Source organism: Paenibacillus physcomitrellae (genome assembly GCF_002240225.1).
Lineage (GTDB): Bacteria > Bacillota > Bacilli > Paenibacillales > Paenibacillaceae > Fontibacillus > Fontibacillus physcomitrellae.
In genome coordinates this window covers 2,086,802-2,103,746 of the sequence record NZ_CP022584.1, presented here as the reverse complement: position 1 = coordinate 2,103,746, position 16,945 = coordinate 2,086,802, and the positions used below count along the sequence as shown (strand labels likewise).

The 16,945-nt window shown below is 51.9% G+C and carries 17 protein-coding genes; 12 read left to right on the top strand and 5 right to left on the bottom strand.

Translation table 11 applies throughout. From position 1 onward, the window contains the following. Positions 1–25: 25 nt before the first annotated feature. Positions 26–706, top strand: coding sequence for a potassium channel family protein (locus CBE73_RS09525; protein WP_094094034.1), 681 nt, complete (start codon positions 26–28; stop codon positions 704–706). A 68-nt stretch (positions 707–774) separates the two neighbouring features. Further along, positions 775–2,013: a nitric oxide synthase oxygenase gene (locus CBE73_RS09520; protein ID WP_229752637.1), complete on the top strand. Its 1,239-nt coding sequence runs from the start codon at positions 775–777 to the stop codon at positions 2,011–2,013. A 108-nt stretch (positions 2,014–2,121) separates the two neighbouring features. Here CBE73_RS09520 and CBE73_RS09515 read toward each other — a convergent pair whose 3' ends face one another. Further along, complete coding sequence (locus CBE73_RS09515) at positions 2,122–3,048, bottom strand: LysR family transcriptional regulator (protein WP_094094032.1); 927 nt, start codon at positions 3,046–3,048, stop codon at positions 2,122–2,124. A gap of 301 nt (positions 3,049–3,349) precedes the next feature. On the opposite strand from CBE73_RS09515, the gene CBE73_RS09510 reads away from it, so the two are divergent. From CBE73_RS09510 to CBE73_RS09495, 4 genes are all read left to right on the top strand, one after another. Then, positions 3,350–4,021: a succinate dehydrogenase cytochrome b558 subunit gene (locus tag CBE73_RS09510; RefSeq protein ID WP_094096225.1), complete on the top strand. Its 672-nt coding sequence runs from the start codon at positions 3,350–3,352 to the stop codon at positions 4,019–4,021. Between the two features lie 15 nt (positions 4,022–4,036). Next, positions 4,037–5,785, top strand: coding sequence for a succinate dehydrogenase flavoprotein subunit (gene sdhA / locus CBE73_RS09505; RefSeq protein ID WP_094094031.1), 1,749 nt, complete (start codon positions 4,037–4,039; stop codon positions 5,783–5,785). Positions 5,786–5,801: 16 nt separating this feature from the next. Continuing rightward, positions 5,802–6,563 (top strand): succinate dehydrogenase iron-sulfur subunit, encoded by a 762-nt coding sequence (gene sdhB / locus CBE73_RS09500; protein ID WP_094094030.1) that lies wholly within the window; start codon positions 5,802–5,804, stop codon positions 6,561–6,563. Between the two features lie 311 nt (positions 6,564–6,874). Next, complete coding sequence (locus tag CBE73_RS09495) at positions 6,875–7,477, top strand: GNAT family N-acetyltransferase (protein WP_094094029.1); 603 nt, start codon at positions 6,875–6,877, stop codon at positions 7,475–7,477. Between the two features lie 249 nt (positions 7,478–7,726). Here the strand turns inward: CBE73_RS09495 and CBE73_RS09490 are convergent, their stop codons facing one another. After that, positions 7,727–8,536, bottom strand: coding sequence for a histidinol-phosphatase (locus CBE73_RS09490; protein ID WP_094094028.1), 810 nt, complete (start codon positions 8,534–8,536; stop codon positions 7,727–7,729). A gap of 29 nt (positions 8,537–8,565) precedes the next feature. Further along, on the bottom strand, positions 8,566–9,468 hold the full coding sequence (locus CBE73_RS09485) for a LysR family transcriptional regulator (protein WP_094094027.1): 903 nt from the start codon (positions 9,466–9,468) through the stop codon (positions 8,566–8,568). A 287-nt stretch (positions 9,469–9,755) separates the two neighbouring features. On the opposite strand from CBE73_RS09485, the gene CBE73_RS09480 reads away from it, so the two are divergent. The 6 genes from CBE73_RS09480 (at position 9,756) to tnpA (ending at position 15,422) form a co-directional block, all read left to right on the top strand. After that, positions 9,756–10,211 (top strand): chemotaxis protein CheX, encoded by a 456-nt coding sequence (locus CBE73_RS09480; RefSeq protein ID WP_094094026.1) that lies wholly within the window; start codon positions 9,756–9,758, stop codon positions 10,209–10,211. Between the two features lie 85 nt (positions 10,212–10,296). Beyond that, a complete protein-coding gene (locus CBE73_RS09475; RefSeq protein WP_094094025.1) occupies positions 10,297–11,076 on the top strand; it encodes an SDR family NAD(P)-dependent oxidoreductase in 780 nt (259 codons plus the stop codon). Positions 11,077–11,240: 164 nt separating this feature from the next. Further along, complete coding sequence (locus CBE73_RS09470; RefSeq protein ID WP_094094024.1) at positions 11,241–12,689, top strand: DEAD/DEAH box helicase; 1,449 nt, start codon at positions 11,241–11,243, stop codon at positions 12,687–12,689. 76 nt (positions 12,690–12,765) lie between these two features. Beyond that, the gene (locus CBE73_RS09465; RefSeq protein ID WP_094094023.1) at positions 12,766–13,515 is read left to right on the top strand and encodes an ABC transporter ATP-binding protein; all 750 of its coding nucleotides are present in this window, start codon (positions 12,766–12,768) and stop codon (positions 13,513–13,515) included. Continuing rightward, on the top strand, positions 13,515–14,735 hold the full coding sequence (locus tag CBE73_RS09460; protein WP_094094022.1) for an ABC transporter permease: 1,221 nt from the start codon (positions 13,515–13,517) through the stop codon (positions 14,733–14,735). Before CBE73_RS09465 ends, CBE73_RS09460 begins: the two co-directional genes overlap by 1 nt. 213 nt (positions 14,736–14,948) lie before the next feature. Continuing rightward, positions 14,949–15,422, top strand: coding sequence for an IS200/IS605 family transposase (gene tnpA, locus CBE73_RS09455; protein WP_068693347.1), 474 nt, complete (start codon positions 14,949–14,951; stop codon positions 15,420–15,422). Between the two features lie 416 nt (positions 15,423–15,838). Here tnpA and CBE73_RS09450 read toward each other — a convergent pair whose 3' ends face one another. Both CBE73_RS09450 and CBE73_RS22265 read right to left on the bottom strand, forming a co-directional pair. Continuing rightward, positions 15,839–16,324 carry a hypothetical protein gene (locus CBE73_RS09450; RefSeq protein WP_094094021.1) on the bottom strand — a complete coding sequence of 162 codons (486 nt, stop codon included), beginning with the start codon at positions 16,322–16,324 and terminating at the stop codon, positions 15,839–15,841. A 426-nt stretch (positions 16,325–16,750) separates the two neighbouring features. Beyond that, complete coding sequence (locus CBE73_RS22265) at positions 16,751–16,879, bottom strand: YjcZ family sporulation protein (protein WP_217349728.1); 129 nt, start codon at positions 16,877–16,879, stop codon at positions 16,751–16,753. Positions 16,880–16,945: the final 66 nt, after the last annotated feature.

The window sequence follows — 16,945 nt, the reverse complement described above, 5'->3', positions numbered from 1 at the left end:
TGGATAAGGAGAAGAAAGATCAACTATGAAAAATCAGCAATTTGTCGTCATCGGCCTCGGCCGTTTCGGTTCAAGTCTCGCGCTTGAATTGATGGATTTAGGGTATGAAGTGCTTGGTGTAGACCGGAATGAAGAGATTGTCGATGAAATGAGCAACTTTCTTACCTATGCGGTGGTGGCGGATGCGACGGATGAGGATATGCTTCGTTCACTGGGCATCCGCAATTTCGACTGCGGTATCGTGGCGATCGGAGACGATATTCAAATGAGTATTCTCGCCGCGATCCTGCTCAAAGAAATGGGCATCCGCCAGGTTGTTGCCAAGGCCATTTCCGTACTGCACGGCCGGGCTCTGGAGAAGCTTGGCGTGGACCGGGTTATTTTTCCTGAACGCGATATGGGGATTCGGGTTGCCCATCAGCTGGTGACGCCAAATTTGCTGGATTACATTGAACTGTCCAAAGATTACAGCATCGTAGAACTGACGGTACCGTCCGCGCTTGACGGAAAGACGATCGGGGAGGTCAATGCCCGTTCCCGTTTCGGCTGCAGCATTGTCGCGGTTCAGAAGCCCGGCGGGTGTCTTATTGCCCCTACGTCGATGGACTTGATGAACACGAATGATATAATGGTGGTTATAGGCAACAATAACAGCATTCATGAATTCGAGACTGCCATAGACGAATATGAACAGGAGTCTTTATAAGCGGTGCGCCGGCACTTGCCGGTAAACGGCTTCAAGCTTTTGTCCGGAGAAAGGGATGTTTGGAAGTGTTGAAAAATCATACGGCTGCGGCTCTGTTGGAAAATGCCGCGGCCTTCATCCGGTCCAGCTATTCGGAGCTGGGTAAAGACCCGGCAGAAGCCGAACGCCGGATTAACGAAATTACGTCAAGTCTTGTGAAAACAGGCACTTACTGTCATACTGCCGAAGAATTGGCATTTGGGGCCAAAGCGGCCTGGCGCAATAGCAGCCGCTGCATCGGCCGTCTGTTCTGGGATTCGCTGGTGGTGCGCGATGCCCGTCAGCTTGAGACGGCATCGGAGGTGGCGGAGGCTATTTTTGAGCATATGCGCACCGCTACCAATGGAGGCAAGGTCAAGCCGACGATTACGATTTTTCGTCAGGCTATGGAAGGACGGGAAATCCGCATCTGGAACCATCAATTCATTCGTTATGCCGGTTATGAGACGGAAGATGGCGTGCTGGGCGACCCAGCTTCGCTGGAACTGACCCGTGAGGCGCTTCGCCTCGGGTGGGAGGGGGCAGGCACACCGTTTGACGTGCTGCCGCTGATCATTCAGATCGACGGTCAGGAACCAGAATGGTTCCCGCTGCCGGAGGAGCTTGTGCTGGAGGTGCCGCTGACCCATCCGGACAACCCGGCTTTTGCCGGGCTGGGCCTGCGCTGGTACGGCGTTCCGTTTATTGCCGATATGGCGCTGGAGATTGGCGGTCTGCGCTACACCGCAGCTCCGTTTAACGGCTGGTACATGGAGACGGAGATCGGTGCCCGCAATTTGGCTGATCAGAGCCGATATAACAAGCTGCCCGAGGTGGCGGACGTGTTTGGCCTGGACCGGAGCAGCCCGGCTACGCTGTGGAAAGACAGAGCGCTCGTGGAGCTGAATGTGGCCGTGCTGCATTCGTTCAAGCGGCACGGAGTCAGCATCGTGGATCATCATACGGCCGCGCAGCAGTTTGTCAGATTCGAGGAGCGGGAAGCAGCGGAAGGCCGGGAGGTCAACGGCCGCTGGACCTGGCTGATCCCGCCGCTGTCTCCGGCGGCGACGCCGATTTGGGACAGGCCTTATCAGGAACGGGAGGTCTCGCCAAATTATGTCTACCAGGATCGGCCGTACGGGCCGGGGAGCGGCGAAGGAAGCGAGGGAGCAGGTGACAGAACAAGTGCCGGAGCAAGCCGTAAAATAGAAGGGGCAGATCCAGTTGGCACGTCTCATTCGGACGACGAAGGACGACCGCCGAAGCAGGGCTGTCCGTTCCATTTTTGAGCGGAATAAATGATTAATGATTAATGATAAGCGATAAATGATAGAGCTTAAAAGGATGCCCCCTTTGCAGAGGCATCCTTTATTTTTATGCGCGCGGATAGCGTCTTCTCACATTAAAGATTCTTCAGCCGGAAAGGACAGACTGCTGCGGAACAAATCCTTGATCTCCGCTGCCCATTCCAGGGCTTGGCTGCCGTTCTCGGGCTGCAGCGGATAGATGAGGCAGGTGGCGCGCCGCGTTTCGCCCAGTTCCTTCATCGGCAGCGAAACGAGCTCGTTATCACGCAGCAGCTGCGGCCGCAAATAAGAACGGGGCAGCAGGGCGGCGGCTTTGCAGATCGGCAGCAGCCGCACGATGGCTTCAAAGGAGTCGATCTCCATTCGGGTGTCGGGGTTCACCGCATATTTGCCGAACAGGTTGTCGACCAGCCTGCGATACCATGTATCTTTGGAGAAGGTGATCATCGGCAGTTCGTTCAAATCCTCCATCACTACAGCACGGCCGGTCCGCGTCAGCTTGTGCTTGCGGGGCACGACCAGCATCAGGTGATCCTGAAACAAAGGGACGCACTGCAGTCCGGGATCGGAGATCGAAGAGGCGATGACGCCAAGATCGAGTTTGTTTTCCTTCACCTGGGACACGATTTCATGTGTTTTGCCGGTGACCAGTTTCAGCTCTGTATCGGGATATTTATCCATCAGCGCTTCAATCAGCGGCGGGAGCGTCGTTTGAATCGTGGTCAAACTTGCCCCTACGGTGGCAATGTTCCGGACGGGGCTTTTGAAACGAGAAATGGACTGCATAAATTCGTTATGGCGCGAGCGTTGTTCGACGGCATAGTTGTAAGCGGCCAGGCCTGTTTCGGTCAGCTCCAGCCTTTTGCCCTTCCTCTCGAACAGGACTACCCCGAGCTCTTCCTCAAGCTTGGCGATTTTCCGGGACAAGGCCGGCTGAGACAAATTTAACAGCTTTGACGCCTTGTTTAAACTCGACTGCTCCACAACGGTGGCAAATACCCATAAATCCTCGTTCATGCCTGTCGCTCCTCTTTTGAATGGCTGTCCTGTTTCCCCGCTATATAACTAAAAGTTATAACGATTAATAAATATATTGCAATTCCATTATAAGATAAAAAAGAGTAACATTAAAGCGACACAAGTTGTTCACATGTAATGTCCGGAATTCGCTCCACGATTTGGATCGAATTTTATCCGCAAAGATCGGTATGAAGATCGGTATAATGTGGCGTTTCGTGACGGCTTGCATCGAAAATATTCAAAAAATGTAACCGCCATCATCGGCAAAGACGGAATCGTGAAAGGGGTAAACGCATTTATGAAAGGGTTTTATTCCAGAAAGCTGCACTCGCTCTTGGGGATCATTCCGTTAGGTTTTTTTCTGCTTGAGCACATGATCACCAACTTCTCGGCTGTAGAGGGCGGACCGGAGGGATTCAGGGACGCGGTAAAGTGGATCAACAGCCTGCCGCTGGTGCTGGTGCTTGAAATTTTATTTATTTGGCTGCCGCTTCTTTACCATGGTGTTTACGGCACTTATATCGCTTTTCAGGCCAAGCCGAATAACAACCGCTTCAAGCACGAACGCAATCTCCGGTATACGCTGCAGCGGGTGACGGGGATTATTGCCTTGTTCTTTATCGGCTGGCATATCTGGCAGACGCGGATCCAGGTTTCCCTGGGCAACGTGACGCATGAAGGTCTGGGTAAATGGATGCATGACATCGTAACGCAGCCGTTTTACTTTACTATTTATCTGATCAGCGTGATCGCGGTATCCTTCCATTTTACGAACGGACTTTGGTCGTTTATGGTCAGCTGGGGCATCACGGTCGGTCCACGCGCTCAGCGGGTTTCTTCTTATATTTGCATGGGATTGTTTGTTATTGTAGCCGTTATGTTTACCTGGTCGTTGTTCGTGTTCCGCGGGATTGAATTTGAAGCGGACGGCACGGCCATGCTTCAGACACTGAAGACGTTCATAGGATAAGGAGTGGCATAAGACATGGCTAAGAAAAGCATTATCGTCGTAGGTGGCGGCCTGGCCGGCCTGATGGCGACAATCAAAGCGGCTGAGGCGGGCGTTCAGGTAGCCCTGTTCTCGCTGGTTCCGGTAAAACGTTCACACTCCGTTTGCGCCCAAGGCGGCATTAACGGTGCGGTTAATACAAAAGGCGAAGGCGACTCCCCTTGGGAGCATTTTGACGATACGGTATACGGCGGCGACTTTCTGGCGAACCAGCCTCCGGTCAAAGCGATGTGCGAAGCAGCGCCGGGCATCATTCACCTGATGGACCGCATGGGCGTCATGTTCAACCGCACGCCGGAAGGCCTGCTGGATTTCCGCCGTTTCGGCGGCACCCAATATCACCGCACGGCTTTTGCCGGCGCAACAACCGGGCAGCAGCTGCTGTACGCGCTGGATGAGCAGGTACGCCGCTTCGAATCCGAAGGTCTGGTTACGAAATATGAATCCTGGGAATTCCTGAAGGCCGTCATTGACGATGAAGGCATCTGCCGAGGCATTACCGCGCAGAACCTGAGATCCATGGAAGTGGTGACCTTTGCGGCGGATGCGACGATTTTGGCGACCGGCGGCCCCGGCATTATTTTCGGCAAAACGACCAACTCGGTGATCAACACCGGTACTGCGGCAAGCGCCGTGTATCAGCAGGGCGTAGATTATGCGAACGGCGAATTCATCCAGATTCACCCTACGGCGATTCCCGGCGATGACAAGCTGCGCCTGATGTCCGAATCGGCCCGCGGCGAAGGTGGACGGATCTGGACTTACAAGGACGGCAAACCGTGGTATTTCCTCGAGGAAAAATATCCGGCTTACGGCAACCTGGTGCCGCGCGATATCGCCACCCGCGAAATCTTCCATGTGTGCGTAGACGAGAAGCTGGGCATCAACGGCGAAAATATGGTATACCTCGATTTGTCGCATAAGGATCCGAAGGAGCTGGACGTCAAGCTCGGCGGCATCATCGAAATTTACGAGAAGTTTATGGGCGACGACCCGCGCAAAATCCCGATGAAAATTTTCCCGGCGGTCCACTATTCCATGGGCGGCCTGTGGGTGGACTACAACCAGATGACAAGCATTCCGGGGCTTTTTGCGGCAGGGGAATGCGAATACCAATACCACGGCGCGAATCGTTTGGGAGCCAACTCCCTGCTGTCGGCGATTTACGGCGGCATGGTTGCGGGTCCGAAGGCGGTCGAATACATCCGCGGCCTCAAGAAATCGGCGGAGGATGTATCCTCTACGGTCTATGAAGCGGCCAAGAAAGCGGAAGAACAGAAATACGAAGGCATCCTGGCCATGAACGGTACGGAAAATGCTTACGTCATCCACAAAGAGCTTGGCGAATGGATGACTGACAACATGACCGTGGTGCGCTACAACAATAAATTGGAAGCCACCATCAACAAAATCAAGGAATTGAAAGAGCGCCATAAACGCATCAACATCAACGATACTTCCCGCTGGAACAATGCGGGTGCTGCCTTCACCCGTCAGCTCGGCAACATGTTGGAGCTGGCTGAAGCAATGACGACAGGCGCTCTGCTGCGCAACGAAAGCCGCGGCGCGCATTACAAGCCGGATTTCCCGAACCGCAACGACGAAGAATTCCTGAAGACGACCCGGGCGAAATTTACCCCGGACGGACCGCAGATTTCCTACGAGGATGTTGACGTTTCGCTGATTCCGCCGCGGATCCGGGATTACTCCAAGGACAAACACTAAGAAGGAGGAACAGGACATGGCCGAAACGACCACAACTAAAAAAGTGAAGTTTATCATCACCCGCCAGGACGATCCGAAATCCCCGTCCTATACGGAGGAGTTTGAGCTTAATTACCGTCCGGGCATGAACGTGATCAGCGCTTTGATGGAAATACAGCGTAACCCGGTGAACGCAGGCGGCAATTCTACCGCTCCTGTCTGCTGGGAATCCAACTGTCTGGAGGAAGTCTGCGGAGCTTGCTCCATGGTGATCAACGGCAAACCGCGCCAGGCCTGCGCCGCGCTGGTCGACAAGCTGGAGCAGCCCGTCCGCATTGCGCCGATGAAGACGTTCCCGGTCGTCCGCGACCTGGTCATCGACCGCAGCCGCATGTTTAACGCCCTGAAACGGGTGAAAGCATGGATTCCGATCGACGGCACCTATGACCTGGGTCCGGGCCCAAGAATGGCGGAGAAGAAACGCCAGTGGGCTTACGAGCTGTCGAAATGCATGACCTGCGGCGTCTGCCTGGAAGCCTGCCCGAACGTGAACGACAAAACCAACTTTATCGGTCCAGCGCCGATCTCCCAGGTTCGTTTGTTTAACGCCCATCCAACGGGCGAAATGAACGCCGAGGAACGGCTGGAGGCGCTGATGGAGGACGGCGGCATCGAAGGCTGCGGCAACTCGCAGAACTGCGTGCGCTCTTGTCCAAAAGGCATTCCGCTGACTACCTCCATCGCCGAAATGAACAAACAGACGACTAAACATATGTTCAAACGCTGGCTGGCAAACTAACCGCTGGTGTACCCGTCGTTTAAAATGAGCTTATCCTGAATAGGATCATAAATAAGTTCCTAAATAAGCTCCTAAATAAGATAAGCTCCGCAGCTGAACCTGGCTGTGAGGAGCTTATTTTGTTTTTTTATGACAAGCTCTCCTTAGTCAGGGGTAATAAGGACCAGGGACAGGTACCAAGGGGTCATTTTACGGATTGTGTTTGTCCCTGCGTTGTTTTATATTCTCTTTATGTCTGAGAAATCGCCTGTCTGCGTTACCAGATTTCCTTTCGCTCATGAATCCAGCCTGGATGAAAAGGAGGCACAGGAATGTCCAGTTTGCTCAAGCAAGAGCTTAGAAACCGATTCCCCATACTGCAAAGCGAACGTCTGCTGCTCCGGAAAGTGCTGCCGCAGGACGAAACGGCTTTACATCGTTTGCTTAACGAACCGCTCGTTCAGCGTTACATTACCTTTCGGCCGGAAACGGCGAGCCATGCCGGACGGCTCAGACGTTATTTTGAGGACTGCAATCTGGCGCTGACTTCCCTGCATTTTGTGGTGACGGAAAGGGATTCCGGCAGCGTTGCCGGCTTGTGTTCATTTCAGCGGTGGAATGAGGAAGAAGGAAGCGCAAATATAGGCTATATGATCGCTCCCCCATATTGGAACCGGGGAATGGCTACTGAAGCGGCAGGTATGCTGCTGGAGTTTGGCTTTGAGCGTCTGGGGATGAAACGAGTTTATGCTTCTTGTGATGCGGACAACGAGGCTTCCGGAAGAGTGCTGCATAAATGCCGATTTGAACCGCTGGGCCGAAGCATCCGGGCTTCGTGGAAGAAGGAAAAGGAATCCCGTCCGGCTCGCCATTTCCTGCTGACAGCGGATAAAAGACAAAAATTGTCCGTGCGTTATGCTTTGTTACACAATTGAAATATTACTGTGATTTAAACCTAACACAAAGCGGTTAATATGAAGACATGACCCCCTTTTGAATATATATTACTTTTGGAACCTTGCCACCGTGGCTGGGTTCTCTTTTTTTGTCAGCGAGCTGCCCCGGATGACAGAGAGACAAACATGTTCCTGACGAAAAAAAAGAGAGGCGTGTTCACAACCGTTACGACCGGTTCATGCTGCACGTCTCTCCATATGTGGCCTTCAGCCTTTATAGGCAGAAGTTTACAAGGCGACCGTTTGTTTCTGCTTCTGTTTGTAATAGACCCAGGTTGTGAAGCCGATCTCTTTCAGTCTGGCGGCAACCTGTTCCCATTCGTCCCCTACGCGGGAAGGGATGTGAGCATCCGAGCCAAAGGTCACTTCGACGCCGTAATGCAGGGCGCGCTCAAGAATGGCGTCAGACGGATACCAGCCGCCGCTGAGCTTCGTTTTGCCGGATGTATTGATTTCAATAGCTACTCCACATTCGGCAATCGTGCGCAGCGTGTCATCAATCGCTTTCTCGGCCGGAATTTCGGAGAAAGGCGGATAATTTCCTTTCATGGCGTCGATGTGACCCAGAATCTGGAACATACCACTGCGCGCGGATTGGCGGATCAGATCGTAATAATTTTCCTTATGAACAATCTGTTCTTTAGGAGATAAATTTTTCCAACGCGATTTATTAAAGATACTGGTATTATCACTGCTGTGTACGGAACCGATAATATAATCAAAGGGATATGCAGCCAGCGTGGACCGGTAGAGCGAAGCATGCTCCGGAAAGAAATCGGATTCGATTCCCAGCAGCACATCTATTTGGCCCTCGTACTCCTTTTTTAGCTTTAAAACTTCGTCTACATAAGACTTAAGCTCCTGCTTGCCCATGGCAATGCGGGGAAAAGGCTGCTCTTCGGCACTTGCGAAATAAGGGGTATGATCGCTGATGCCGATAACCTGAAGGCCTGCAGCTATACCGGCTTCAATATAATCCCGGATATTGCCGTCGGCATGACCGCAGCGAAAATGATGGGTATGGAGATCAAATTTCATAGCTTGTTTCCTTTCTTAAACAGAACCGGTCAATCAGACCCGGTGAATTTGGTTTCCGGCATGCCTTTCAAATCGCCAAGGAATTGCTGCATGGCCGAGTTGATGTAACGGCTCGATTTGTAGATGACACCTACCGGATGAGTAACCTCCAGCTCTGGGATAGGAACGATTTGCAAAGTGCCGAGCCGGAGTTCTCTGGAGATGGTCTGCTTGGAAATGATGGCGGCGCCGAGGTTGATTTCAACCATCCGCTTGACTTCTTCGCTGCTTGACAGCTCCATCACTACATTGGGCTCCATATTATGATCCCTGAATACCTGCTCGACAAACCGCCGCCCGACTGTATCCGGAGAGAGCAGAATTAAGGGAAGGTCCCGCAGCATTTCAAGCTCGGGTTGTTCTTCCTTGGCAAGCGGATGAAGAGGAGACACGACGACTTCAAAGGTATCGTAGTACAGGACGGAAGCGTGGATCTGCGGGTTGTGCTCGATCAGATACCCGATACCGATATCGACAAGCCCTTGCTCGACATGCTGGTAGATTTGGGATGATGCCATGGACTGGATAGTCGTTTTGATGAGCGGGAATTGATCCTGGAAATAGGAAAGGATACGCGGCAAAATCTGAATCGCGATGGAGGTCGTTGTACCTAGGACGATATGCCCTTGAGGCGTCTGTTCCATATCCGACAGTTTTTGCTTCAATTCTTCGACAATGTCCAAGATGCGTTCTGCTCTCTCCAGAAAGACCTGGCCCCTGTCGGTGAGTGTTACCGGCTGGTTCCGGTCAACAAGCACGGTTTTGAATTCATCTTCAAGGCTTTTGATCTGAGCAGATACGGCGGGTTGTGTCAGATTAAGCAATTCACCGGCTTTGCGAAAGCTTTTTGTCTTTGAAATCGTGATTAAAGTTTCCAACTGGCTGATGTTCATAGTACCCCTCCTTGCATCACTACGACTCTAAACCAAATGGTCCGAACCTGGGTCAGCTTTTCATAATATTATAGGGGTTAGCACGTTTTGGAGCAATGGGAATCGGAATTAGCTTTTTAAGCAATTTTATTTGTATCTGTACAATGGACAGACAGAGGAAGTTTTATGTACGAAATTTGTTGAAAGTTAATGATTTATTTGTTTTGATCAAGTATAATCTAAATAATTAAGAGCGGGACTTAGGATGCACATCATAACAGTTCCAAGTGAAAAGGGGCGCATTTTACGTGAAAGCAGAAGTGATTAATCCTTTTTTGGAATCTGCACGGCTTGTACTTGAACAGGTCATCCAGATTTCGCCTTCCACCGGAAGTCTTGGCGTAAAAGAGATCGCTCCCATCCAAAATCATATCTGGATCCAAGTTGGGATGACAGGCCAGTTCAGCGGCAATGTTGTATTTGGCCTTCAGGAACAAGTGGCTCTCCGGATTGTATCGGTCATGATGGGTGGTTTTGTCCTTACGGAGATGGACGAAATGGGGCAGAGCGCCATTTCGGAGCTTGGCAACATGATCAGCGGAAATGCCAGCACCATATTGTCGAATCAAGGTTATGTTGTGGATATTACTCCACCTAAAGTCATGAAATCGGAAGAGAATGCGCACGAGACGCGCAAAGCACTCTGTATTCCACTACATATGGATGGTATAGGCGAATTGGATATTCAAGTCATGATCTCGTAATATAGATTCTGCAACTGGCGGCAAGTGAAGCGGGGGCTTCAGGACGGAGGATTGCCGCCTTCTATAGCAGAAAGGATGCGAGAGCATGGGCATGCTTAAAGAACAGCGGATTGTCATTACCGGCGCTTCCAGCGGAATCGGGTCGGAAATGGCCCGTCAGCTGTCCAAGCGTGGAGCTTTTGTAGTACTTGCAGCCCGTAATCAGGACAAGCTGGAACAGGTAGGTGCCGGATTATCCGGACCTTTCGGACTTGTAAGACTGGATGTTTCTTCAGAGGAATCGGTAGCTGAAGCTTTTCAGAGGATTAACGATACGTATGGATCTGTGGATTGCCTGATTAACAATGCGGGCTTCGGCAGGTTCAAGCCTTTTACCGAAACGCCGATGAACGAGTTCGAATCGATGATGGATGTGAATTATATGGGTGTGGTCCGCTGCACAAAGGCTGTTTTGCCCGGGATGCTGGCAGCTGGCAAGGGCCACATTGTTAATATCGCTTCCATCGCGGGCAAGCTTGGCACGGCGAAGTCATCCGCCTATTCGGCCAGCAAACATGCTGTGCTTGGTTTTACGAACGCGTTGAGGCAGGAGCTGCGGGGAACAGGCGTTACGCTTTCTGCCGTAAATCCGGGACCGATTGATACGCCTTTTTTTACAGAGGCGGACCCGGACGGAAGTTACGTCAAGAATGTCGGCTGGTTTATGATGAAGCCGGAGAAAGTGGCCAAGGCCGTTGTGCAAGTGATTGAGAGAAAGAAAACCGAAGTGGACCTGCCTTGGGCGGCGGGGATCGGGACGAAGCTTTACCAGCTGTTTCCGCGGCTTGCGGACAAATTGGCTGGCGGTGTCATTAACAAGAAATAACAAGGATTTGCGAAAGGCGCTTCCGGAATGCTCCGGGGGTGCTTTTTTTTGGTCATAGGAAGAAATTGGATGATCAGCGGGATGCGGCCGCGATTTGATTTGGAGCGGCACGTATTATCGCATATAATGGAAATAACGACTTTTTAGAATAAAGGTGGACCTACATGACAACTCAAACATTTATAAATATCGGGGTCGAGCAGAGGCTGGCAGAACGATTGGCCGAATTCGGCATTACAGCGCCGTCTCCCGTTCAGGAAAGTGCGATTCCGGCTGTACTCGAAGGCTGCGACGTGCTCGCTCAGTCACAGACGGGTACGGGGAAGACGCTCGCTTACCTCTTGCCTGTGCTGCAGCGGATTGATCCGGAGCGCAAGGTGATGCAGGCGCTTATTCTGGCGCCGACGCAGGAGCTTGCGATGCAAATTTTGCGCGAAAGCCAGCGTTATGCAGAAGGAACGGGCATTGAAGCGCAGGCGTTAATCGGCGGGGCTGCGATCGGCCGGCAGGTGGAGCGTTTGAAGCGGCATCCACAGCTAGTCGTTGGAACGCCGGGGCGTGTCCGTGAGCTGCTCGCGAGCCGGAAGCTGAAGCTGCATGAGACGCGGATGCTCGTCGTTGACGAGGTAGACCAGTTGTTCCAGCTGGGCGGAGCAGGTGACGTGGATCAAATTCTGAAGGCGTCGCTGCGCGACCGCCAGCTGTTGTTCCTGTCTGCGACTGTAACGGACGAAATCCGTTCCCTGGCGGCCCGTGAAATGAAAGATCCGGTGGAGATCGGCATTGAACCGGAGCAGCGGACTTCGGCAACGCTGGAGCATCTGTATTTTGTCTGCGAACAAAGGGACAAAATTGATCTGGTGCGGAGAATTATCCGGACCTATGATGTGCCGAAGGTGCTGGTGTTCGTTAACCAAATCGATTCGATCGGCGAAGTGGAAGCCAAACTGAATTATGTGGGATTAAACGCCGGAGCGCTGTATGGGGATGCGGATAAGACGACACGCAGCCTGACGCTCCGCAGATTTCGGGAAGGCGAATACCGCGTGCTGGTCGCGAGCGACGTGGCTGCGCGCGGTCTGGATATTGAGCAATTGGGGATGGTCATTCACCTTGATCCGGCAACCGATTCCGAGAACTATGTGCACCGGGCTGGACGGACAGGCCGTATGGGACGTAAGGGGCTGTCCATTTCGATTGTCGCCCCTCAGGAAACCTTTATTATCCGCAAGTTCGCCAGAGAACTGGGCATTTCGTTTGGACTGCGCGGATTGGCCGGCGGCCGCATCACGACGCCTAAAGAAGAAGCACGGCCATTCCGCCGTGAAGTGAAACCGCTGCGGGATCCGGATACGGAGAACAGAGGACGCCGGGGCGAAAGCGGAACACGCGGCTTATCCGGCAGAGGCGGGGACACGGAGGGCTATAGAGGTTCGGAAAGAGGTTCGGACACGGGCCGCGGGGCGGCAAGGCCGAAACCTTCGTCTGCCCGCAAAGCGGGGGCCAAGACGTCAGCCGTTAAGCCGGCCGGCGAACGGAAGCTGGATCGGCACCGCGACCGCAAAAATAAAGGGGCACCGAAGTGGCTGAAGAACAAACCGCCTCGGGATTAATTTTTTTGCAGGGTGAATTTTAGCAGGATAAAACCAGGGGCGCAAGCTGAACAAGAGAAGGAAAGGGAGGCCAGCCTTGATGCAAAATCCGGTTTTGGAAATTGAAGCTTTAAGCGGCGGCTATAATTTGAAACGCCCGGTGCTGCATGACGTCGGCATTAAGGTCATGCCCGGGGAAATGGTGGGACTGATCGGTCTCAACGGAGCGGGGAAAAGCACCACGATGAAGCATATCCTCGGCCTCATGAATCCGGAAAAAGGCGAAATCCGGGTGGACGGGACGACCCGCGCCCGGGATCTGGAGCAGTATCAGGGAGCGCTTGCTTTTGTGCCCGAATCACCGCTGCTATACGAGGAAATGACCGTGCGGGAGCATTTGGAATTTACCGCCCGGGCTTATGGTGTAGAGCGCAGCGATTATGAGGTTCGGGCGGCAGAGCTGTCCGCACTGTTCCGGATGGAGGACAAGATGGACAGTCTCTCCATCCATTTGTCCAAAGGAATGAAGCAGAAAGTGATGATCATGTGCGCTTTTGTAGCCAGACCGAAGCTGTACATTATCGATGAACCTTTCCTGGGCCTGGACCCGCTCGGGATTCGCTCTCTGCTCGACTTTATGATGAAGCTGCGGAGCGAAGGGGCATCTATTCTGCTAAGCTCTCATATCTTATCGACCATTGAACATTATTGCGACCGTTTCGTTATCCTTCATCACGGGCGCGTAATTACGCAGGGAACGCTTAAAGAAATTGCTATGGCGGCAGGCATGCAGGGACAACCGCTGGAGCAGATTTTTTATTCGCTGGTACAGGACGGGCGTTCCTGATGAATCTCGTTGAGCTTCGGCGCAAACGGAGCGGCCAATTCTGGGGCGGTATCCTGCCTTATCTGGGATATGTGCTGCAAAGCGGTGTGGCGGTGTTGTTCCTGTTCTGCCTCATTGCATTCGCGGCCTGGTATACAGCGTTCATCCGGAATTTGCCGGAAGGACTGCCGATCCGCTGGATTGCGCTGGTGCTGCTGGCCCCCTTCGCGATTGGCGGCGGCTTTCGCACATTCCTGCAGCCGGCTGATACGGTTTTTCTGCTTCCTCAGGAAGCTCGGATGAACCGCTATTTTGCTCCGGCCTGGCGGGGCGCGGTGGTCCGCAAATATTTGATATTAGCTGTGTTAATTATAACGTTTTGGCCCTTATACATAACGGCTGAGACCCAAGGGAAGCCATTTGGCTGGACGGCTTTGCTGCTGGCAGGCTGGTCGGTCGTGATGAGCTTCGGCAGCTGGCGCGAGCTGACCTTTGTGTCCCGGCCTACCGCCGGGGTGTACCGCTTGCTGCGATGGGTTGTCGGCGTTCTGGCCGTAGCTGCCTGGTTCTGGCATCCGGCCGGCAAAGCCCTGCTGTTTATCATCGTGCTGGCTGCTGCTTATCTGGCGTCGCTTTATCTGCCGCCCAGGCTGCGTGTACCATGGGAGCTGCTAATTGCAGCGGAGAAAAATCACGCCGCCCGCGCCATGATGGTGCTAGGCTGGTTTGTGGAAGTGCCCGGCCGCGAGCAGCGGGTGCATACCCGCCGCTGGCTGTCGAAGTGGGGCAGCCGGATTCCCTGGGAGCCTGGGCAGGCTTACCGTTATCTGCTGACCAAAAGTTTTGTGCGCAGCGACATGTTTATGATCGTGCTTCGCGTGGCGGTGGTAGGTGCTTTGCTGGCTTATCTCAGCGGACAAAATTGGCTTGGGGGCGCGGTATATCTCTTTTTTGTATTTGTGGTAGGTGTGCAGCTGTCCGAACTTCGCAGGGTGCACAGCGAGTCGTTTTGGCTGCAGCTCTATCCGGTTCCGGCAGGCAGCCGCAAGGCTAATGCGGTCCGGCTGATTTTTCAAATTCAGCTGGTCTATGCCGTTCTGATGTGGCTGGTATTCTTGCCTTCGTTCACCGAGGGGAAAGCCGCGCAGGCCGTGTATGTGCTTGCCGGGGGGCTGGTGATAACCTTCCTGCAGCGTGTTTATGGCAAAAGAACCCGAAAAGGCGAGGAAGAAGAGGAGTAAAGCAAGCTGAACCATCATAGATTCCGGAGAATCCGGTCAGGCAGAGGTGGAGTGAATCCGCCTCTTTTTTTTTAGGCTTTAGCCTGTTGAGCGCGTGAAACGCGCGAAATATAAAACCACCCGCTATGCGGGTGGAGGGATCTAGGGTTACACCAATAAGACCATCCCGATAAAATTGAGATGTTCAGGCTCAATTTGAAAGGATGGTCTTATATGGCAAATAAAAATTTTAGTTTAGCGCACACAAAGTGGATGTGTAAGTATCACATTGTGTTCACCCCGAAGTATAGACGTAAAGAGATTTACAATCAAGTGAGAAGAGATCTAATTGAAATCATGAAACGTCTATGTAAATACAAGGGAGTAGAAATATTAGAAGGGCATATGATGCCGGATCATGTACACATGCTGGTGGCGATTCCGCCGAAAATATCGGTGTCTTCCTTTATGGGCTATCTAAAAGGGAAAAGCGCACTCATGATCTTCGAGAAGCACGCCAATTTGAAGTATAAGTATGGGAACCGGAAATTCTGGGCGGAAGGCTACTACGTAAGTACAGTGGGGCTAAATGAAGCCACCGTCGCCAAATACATTCGAGAGCAAGAGGCACATGACCAAGCAGTAGATAAGCTGAGTGTAAAAGAGTATGAAGATCCATTCAGCAGCAACAAGAGCAAGAAAAAGTAAAACCAGTTTAACTGGTAAGTGAAAGAGGCAAATAACACTGAGCCTGAACGCTTTGTGGTCAGGCTAGCGTCTTTAGGCGCAGTTTGGCAACAGGGGGTTATACCCCTAGTGCAAACCACCCGTTGGACGGGTGGTTCTGATTTGTTGGAAAAACCGGAAAAATGTCATACTTTTCTAAAAAATGAACCACCTCTTTGAAAAAATGAGCCATAGGATTCGCCAAATCCAGGGCGTTATAATAGGAAAGCAACTCAAAATGTATTCGCTTACAAGAAAAGCAGGAAGTTCATTTTAGTTCCAATCAGCGTGAATCAATCGAAACAAGGTCGAATAAGGCGAAACCTCAACCTGTGAATAAATAAAATCCCCGAGCTTTGAAGCTGCGGGGATTTTTTATGATTTTTAACAGATCAATTTTAGAAAGCATAATAGGACTGTGCACAGTCGAACAAAAGGTCGCGTGTTAAGCCTGAAGGTAAGCCGGAAGGGCTACCGCTCATTGGGCTATCAGAATTGCCGGCAGCAGCCTGCAGCTTCCCGGTCAAATCGGTTAAAGCGGCTTCCGCCAGCCTGCGGCGGGCAATTCCCCATTCATCCCGACTGGCGCTTACGTAACGAAGAGCTTCAGAAACGCCGGCCTTCTTCAAACCTTTATAGACAGAAGCAAAACGGATCAGATCAAAATGTGGATGGACTCCCGGCAGGTGAAGCTCGGCCCGGCCAACAACGCCCCCGCAGGTCAACTGCAGCAGGACAAATACTTCATCAGCCTGAATCGGATACATCGTCTTCGTAACAAAATAGGGGTCAAAACGAAAAAGTTCGATCGTGCCGATTTTGTTAGTGGTTAAACGGTTGACGTATTCGTCCAGCCTAGGCGGGGGTTCCAGTTTGTTAATCATTTTTGATCAGATCTCCTTTAACAGTATGGTAAGGTTTGTTTGACTTAATAAGGTAAGGGTACATAAAAAAAGCCCGCAGCGGGGAATGCTCCCTGGCTCCCGCTTAGGCGCAATAAGTTCTCTATTCAACGTTTAAATTGTAGAGTCTACACATTTAAAAACAACAATTTGGATTATGTCATGAAGTACACGGAATGTAAACCGAAAATTTCGACTTTATTCATTGAATTCAGGCGTTATCTTGCAATTTTTGCGTTTAAAATGGGTTTTTTATTTGGATTTCTCCCGATTACTAACACATATTCATTAATTCTTCATTCCTGCTCCTCTAGAAAAATAAAAGCAGACGGGCCTGAACCCCGTCTGCCTAGTTGGCAGAGCTGCCTGTGATTCGCAATCACGCACAGCCCCAGCCTAAATCTTTAATTAGAGGATGAATGCACGGCTGATGATAACGAGCAGGATAAACAATACCAGGATTGCACCTGTGCTTGTGAATGCTCCCAAACCATAACCGCCGCCGTAACCGCCTCTTACTTCTTCTACTCCGTTCATGTGCCATTCCCCTTTCCGCTGTTGATGTTAATTACAGGAGTATCATATGTGCGGAGGGGGAGGGCG

Excerpts from the sequence above, each read along its gene's own strand:
- CBE73_RS09525 (WP_094094034.1), top strand. The coding sequence starts at position 26 with ATGAAAAATCAGCAATTTGTCGTCATCGGCCTCGGCCGTTTCGGTTCA.
- CBE73_RS09515 (WP_094094032.1), bottom strand. The coding sequence starts at position 3,048 with ATGAACGAGGATTTATGGGTATTTGCCACCGTTGTGGAGCAGTCGAGT.
- CBE73_RS09510 (WP_094096225.1), top strand. The coding sequence starts at position 3,350 with ATGAAAGGGTTTTATTCCAGAAAGCTGCACTCGCTCTTGGGGATCATT.
- sdhA (WP_094094031.1), top strand. The coding sequence starts at position 4,037 with ATGGCTAAGAAAAGCATTATCGTCGTAGGTGGCGGCCTGGCCGGCCTG.
- sdhB (WP_094094030.1), top strand. The coding sequence starts at position 5,802 with ATGGCCGAAACGACCACAACTAAAAAAGTGAAGTTTATCATCACCCGC.
- CBE73_RS09495 (WP_094094029.1), top strand. The coding sequence starts at position 6,875 with ATGTCCAGTTTGCTCAAGCAAGAGCTTAGAAACCGATTCCCCATACTG.
- CBE73_RS09490 (WP_094094028.1), bottom strand. The coding sequence starts at position 8,536 with ATGAAATTTGATCTCCATACCCATCATTTTCGCTGCGGTCATGCCGAC.
- CBE73_RS09485 (WP_094094027.1), bottom strand. The coding sequence starts at position 9,468 with ATGAACATCAGCCAGTTGGAAACTTTAATCACGATTTCAAAGACAAAA.
- CBE73_RS09475 (WP_094094025.1), top strand. The coding sequence starts at position 10,297 with ATGGGCATGCTTAAAGAACAGCGGATTGTCATTACCGGCGCTTCCAGC.
- CBE73_RS09470 (WP_094094024.1), top strand. The coding sequence starts at position 11,241 with ATGACAACTCAAACATTTATAAATATCGGGGTCGAGCAGAGGCTGGCA.
- CBE73_RS09460 (WP_094094022.1), top strand. The coding sequence starts at position 13,515 with ATGAATCTCGTTGAGCTTCGGCGCAAACGGAGCGGCCAATTCTGGGGC.
- tnpA (WP_068693347.1), top strand. The coding sequence starts at position 14,949 with ATGGCAAATAAAAATTTTAGTTTAGCGCACACAAAGTGGATGTGTAAG.
- CBE73_RS09450 (WP_094094021.1), bottom strand. The coding sequence starts at position 16,324 with ATGATTAACAAACTGGAACCCCCGCCTAGGCTGGACGAATACGTCAAC.
- CBE73_RS22265 (WP_217349728.1), bottom strand. The coding sequence starts at position 16,879 with ATGAACGGAGTAGAAGAAGTAAGAGGCGGTTACGGCGGCGGTTATGGT.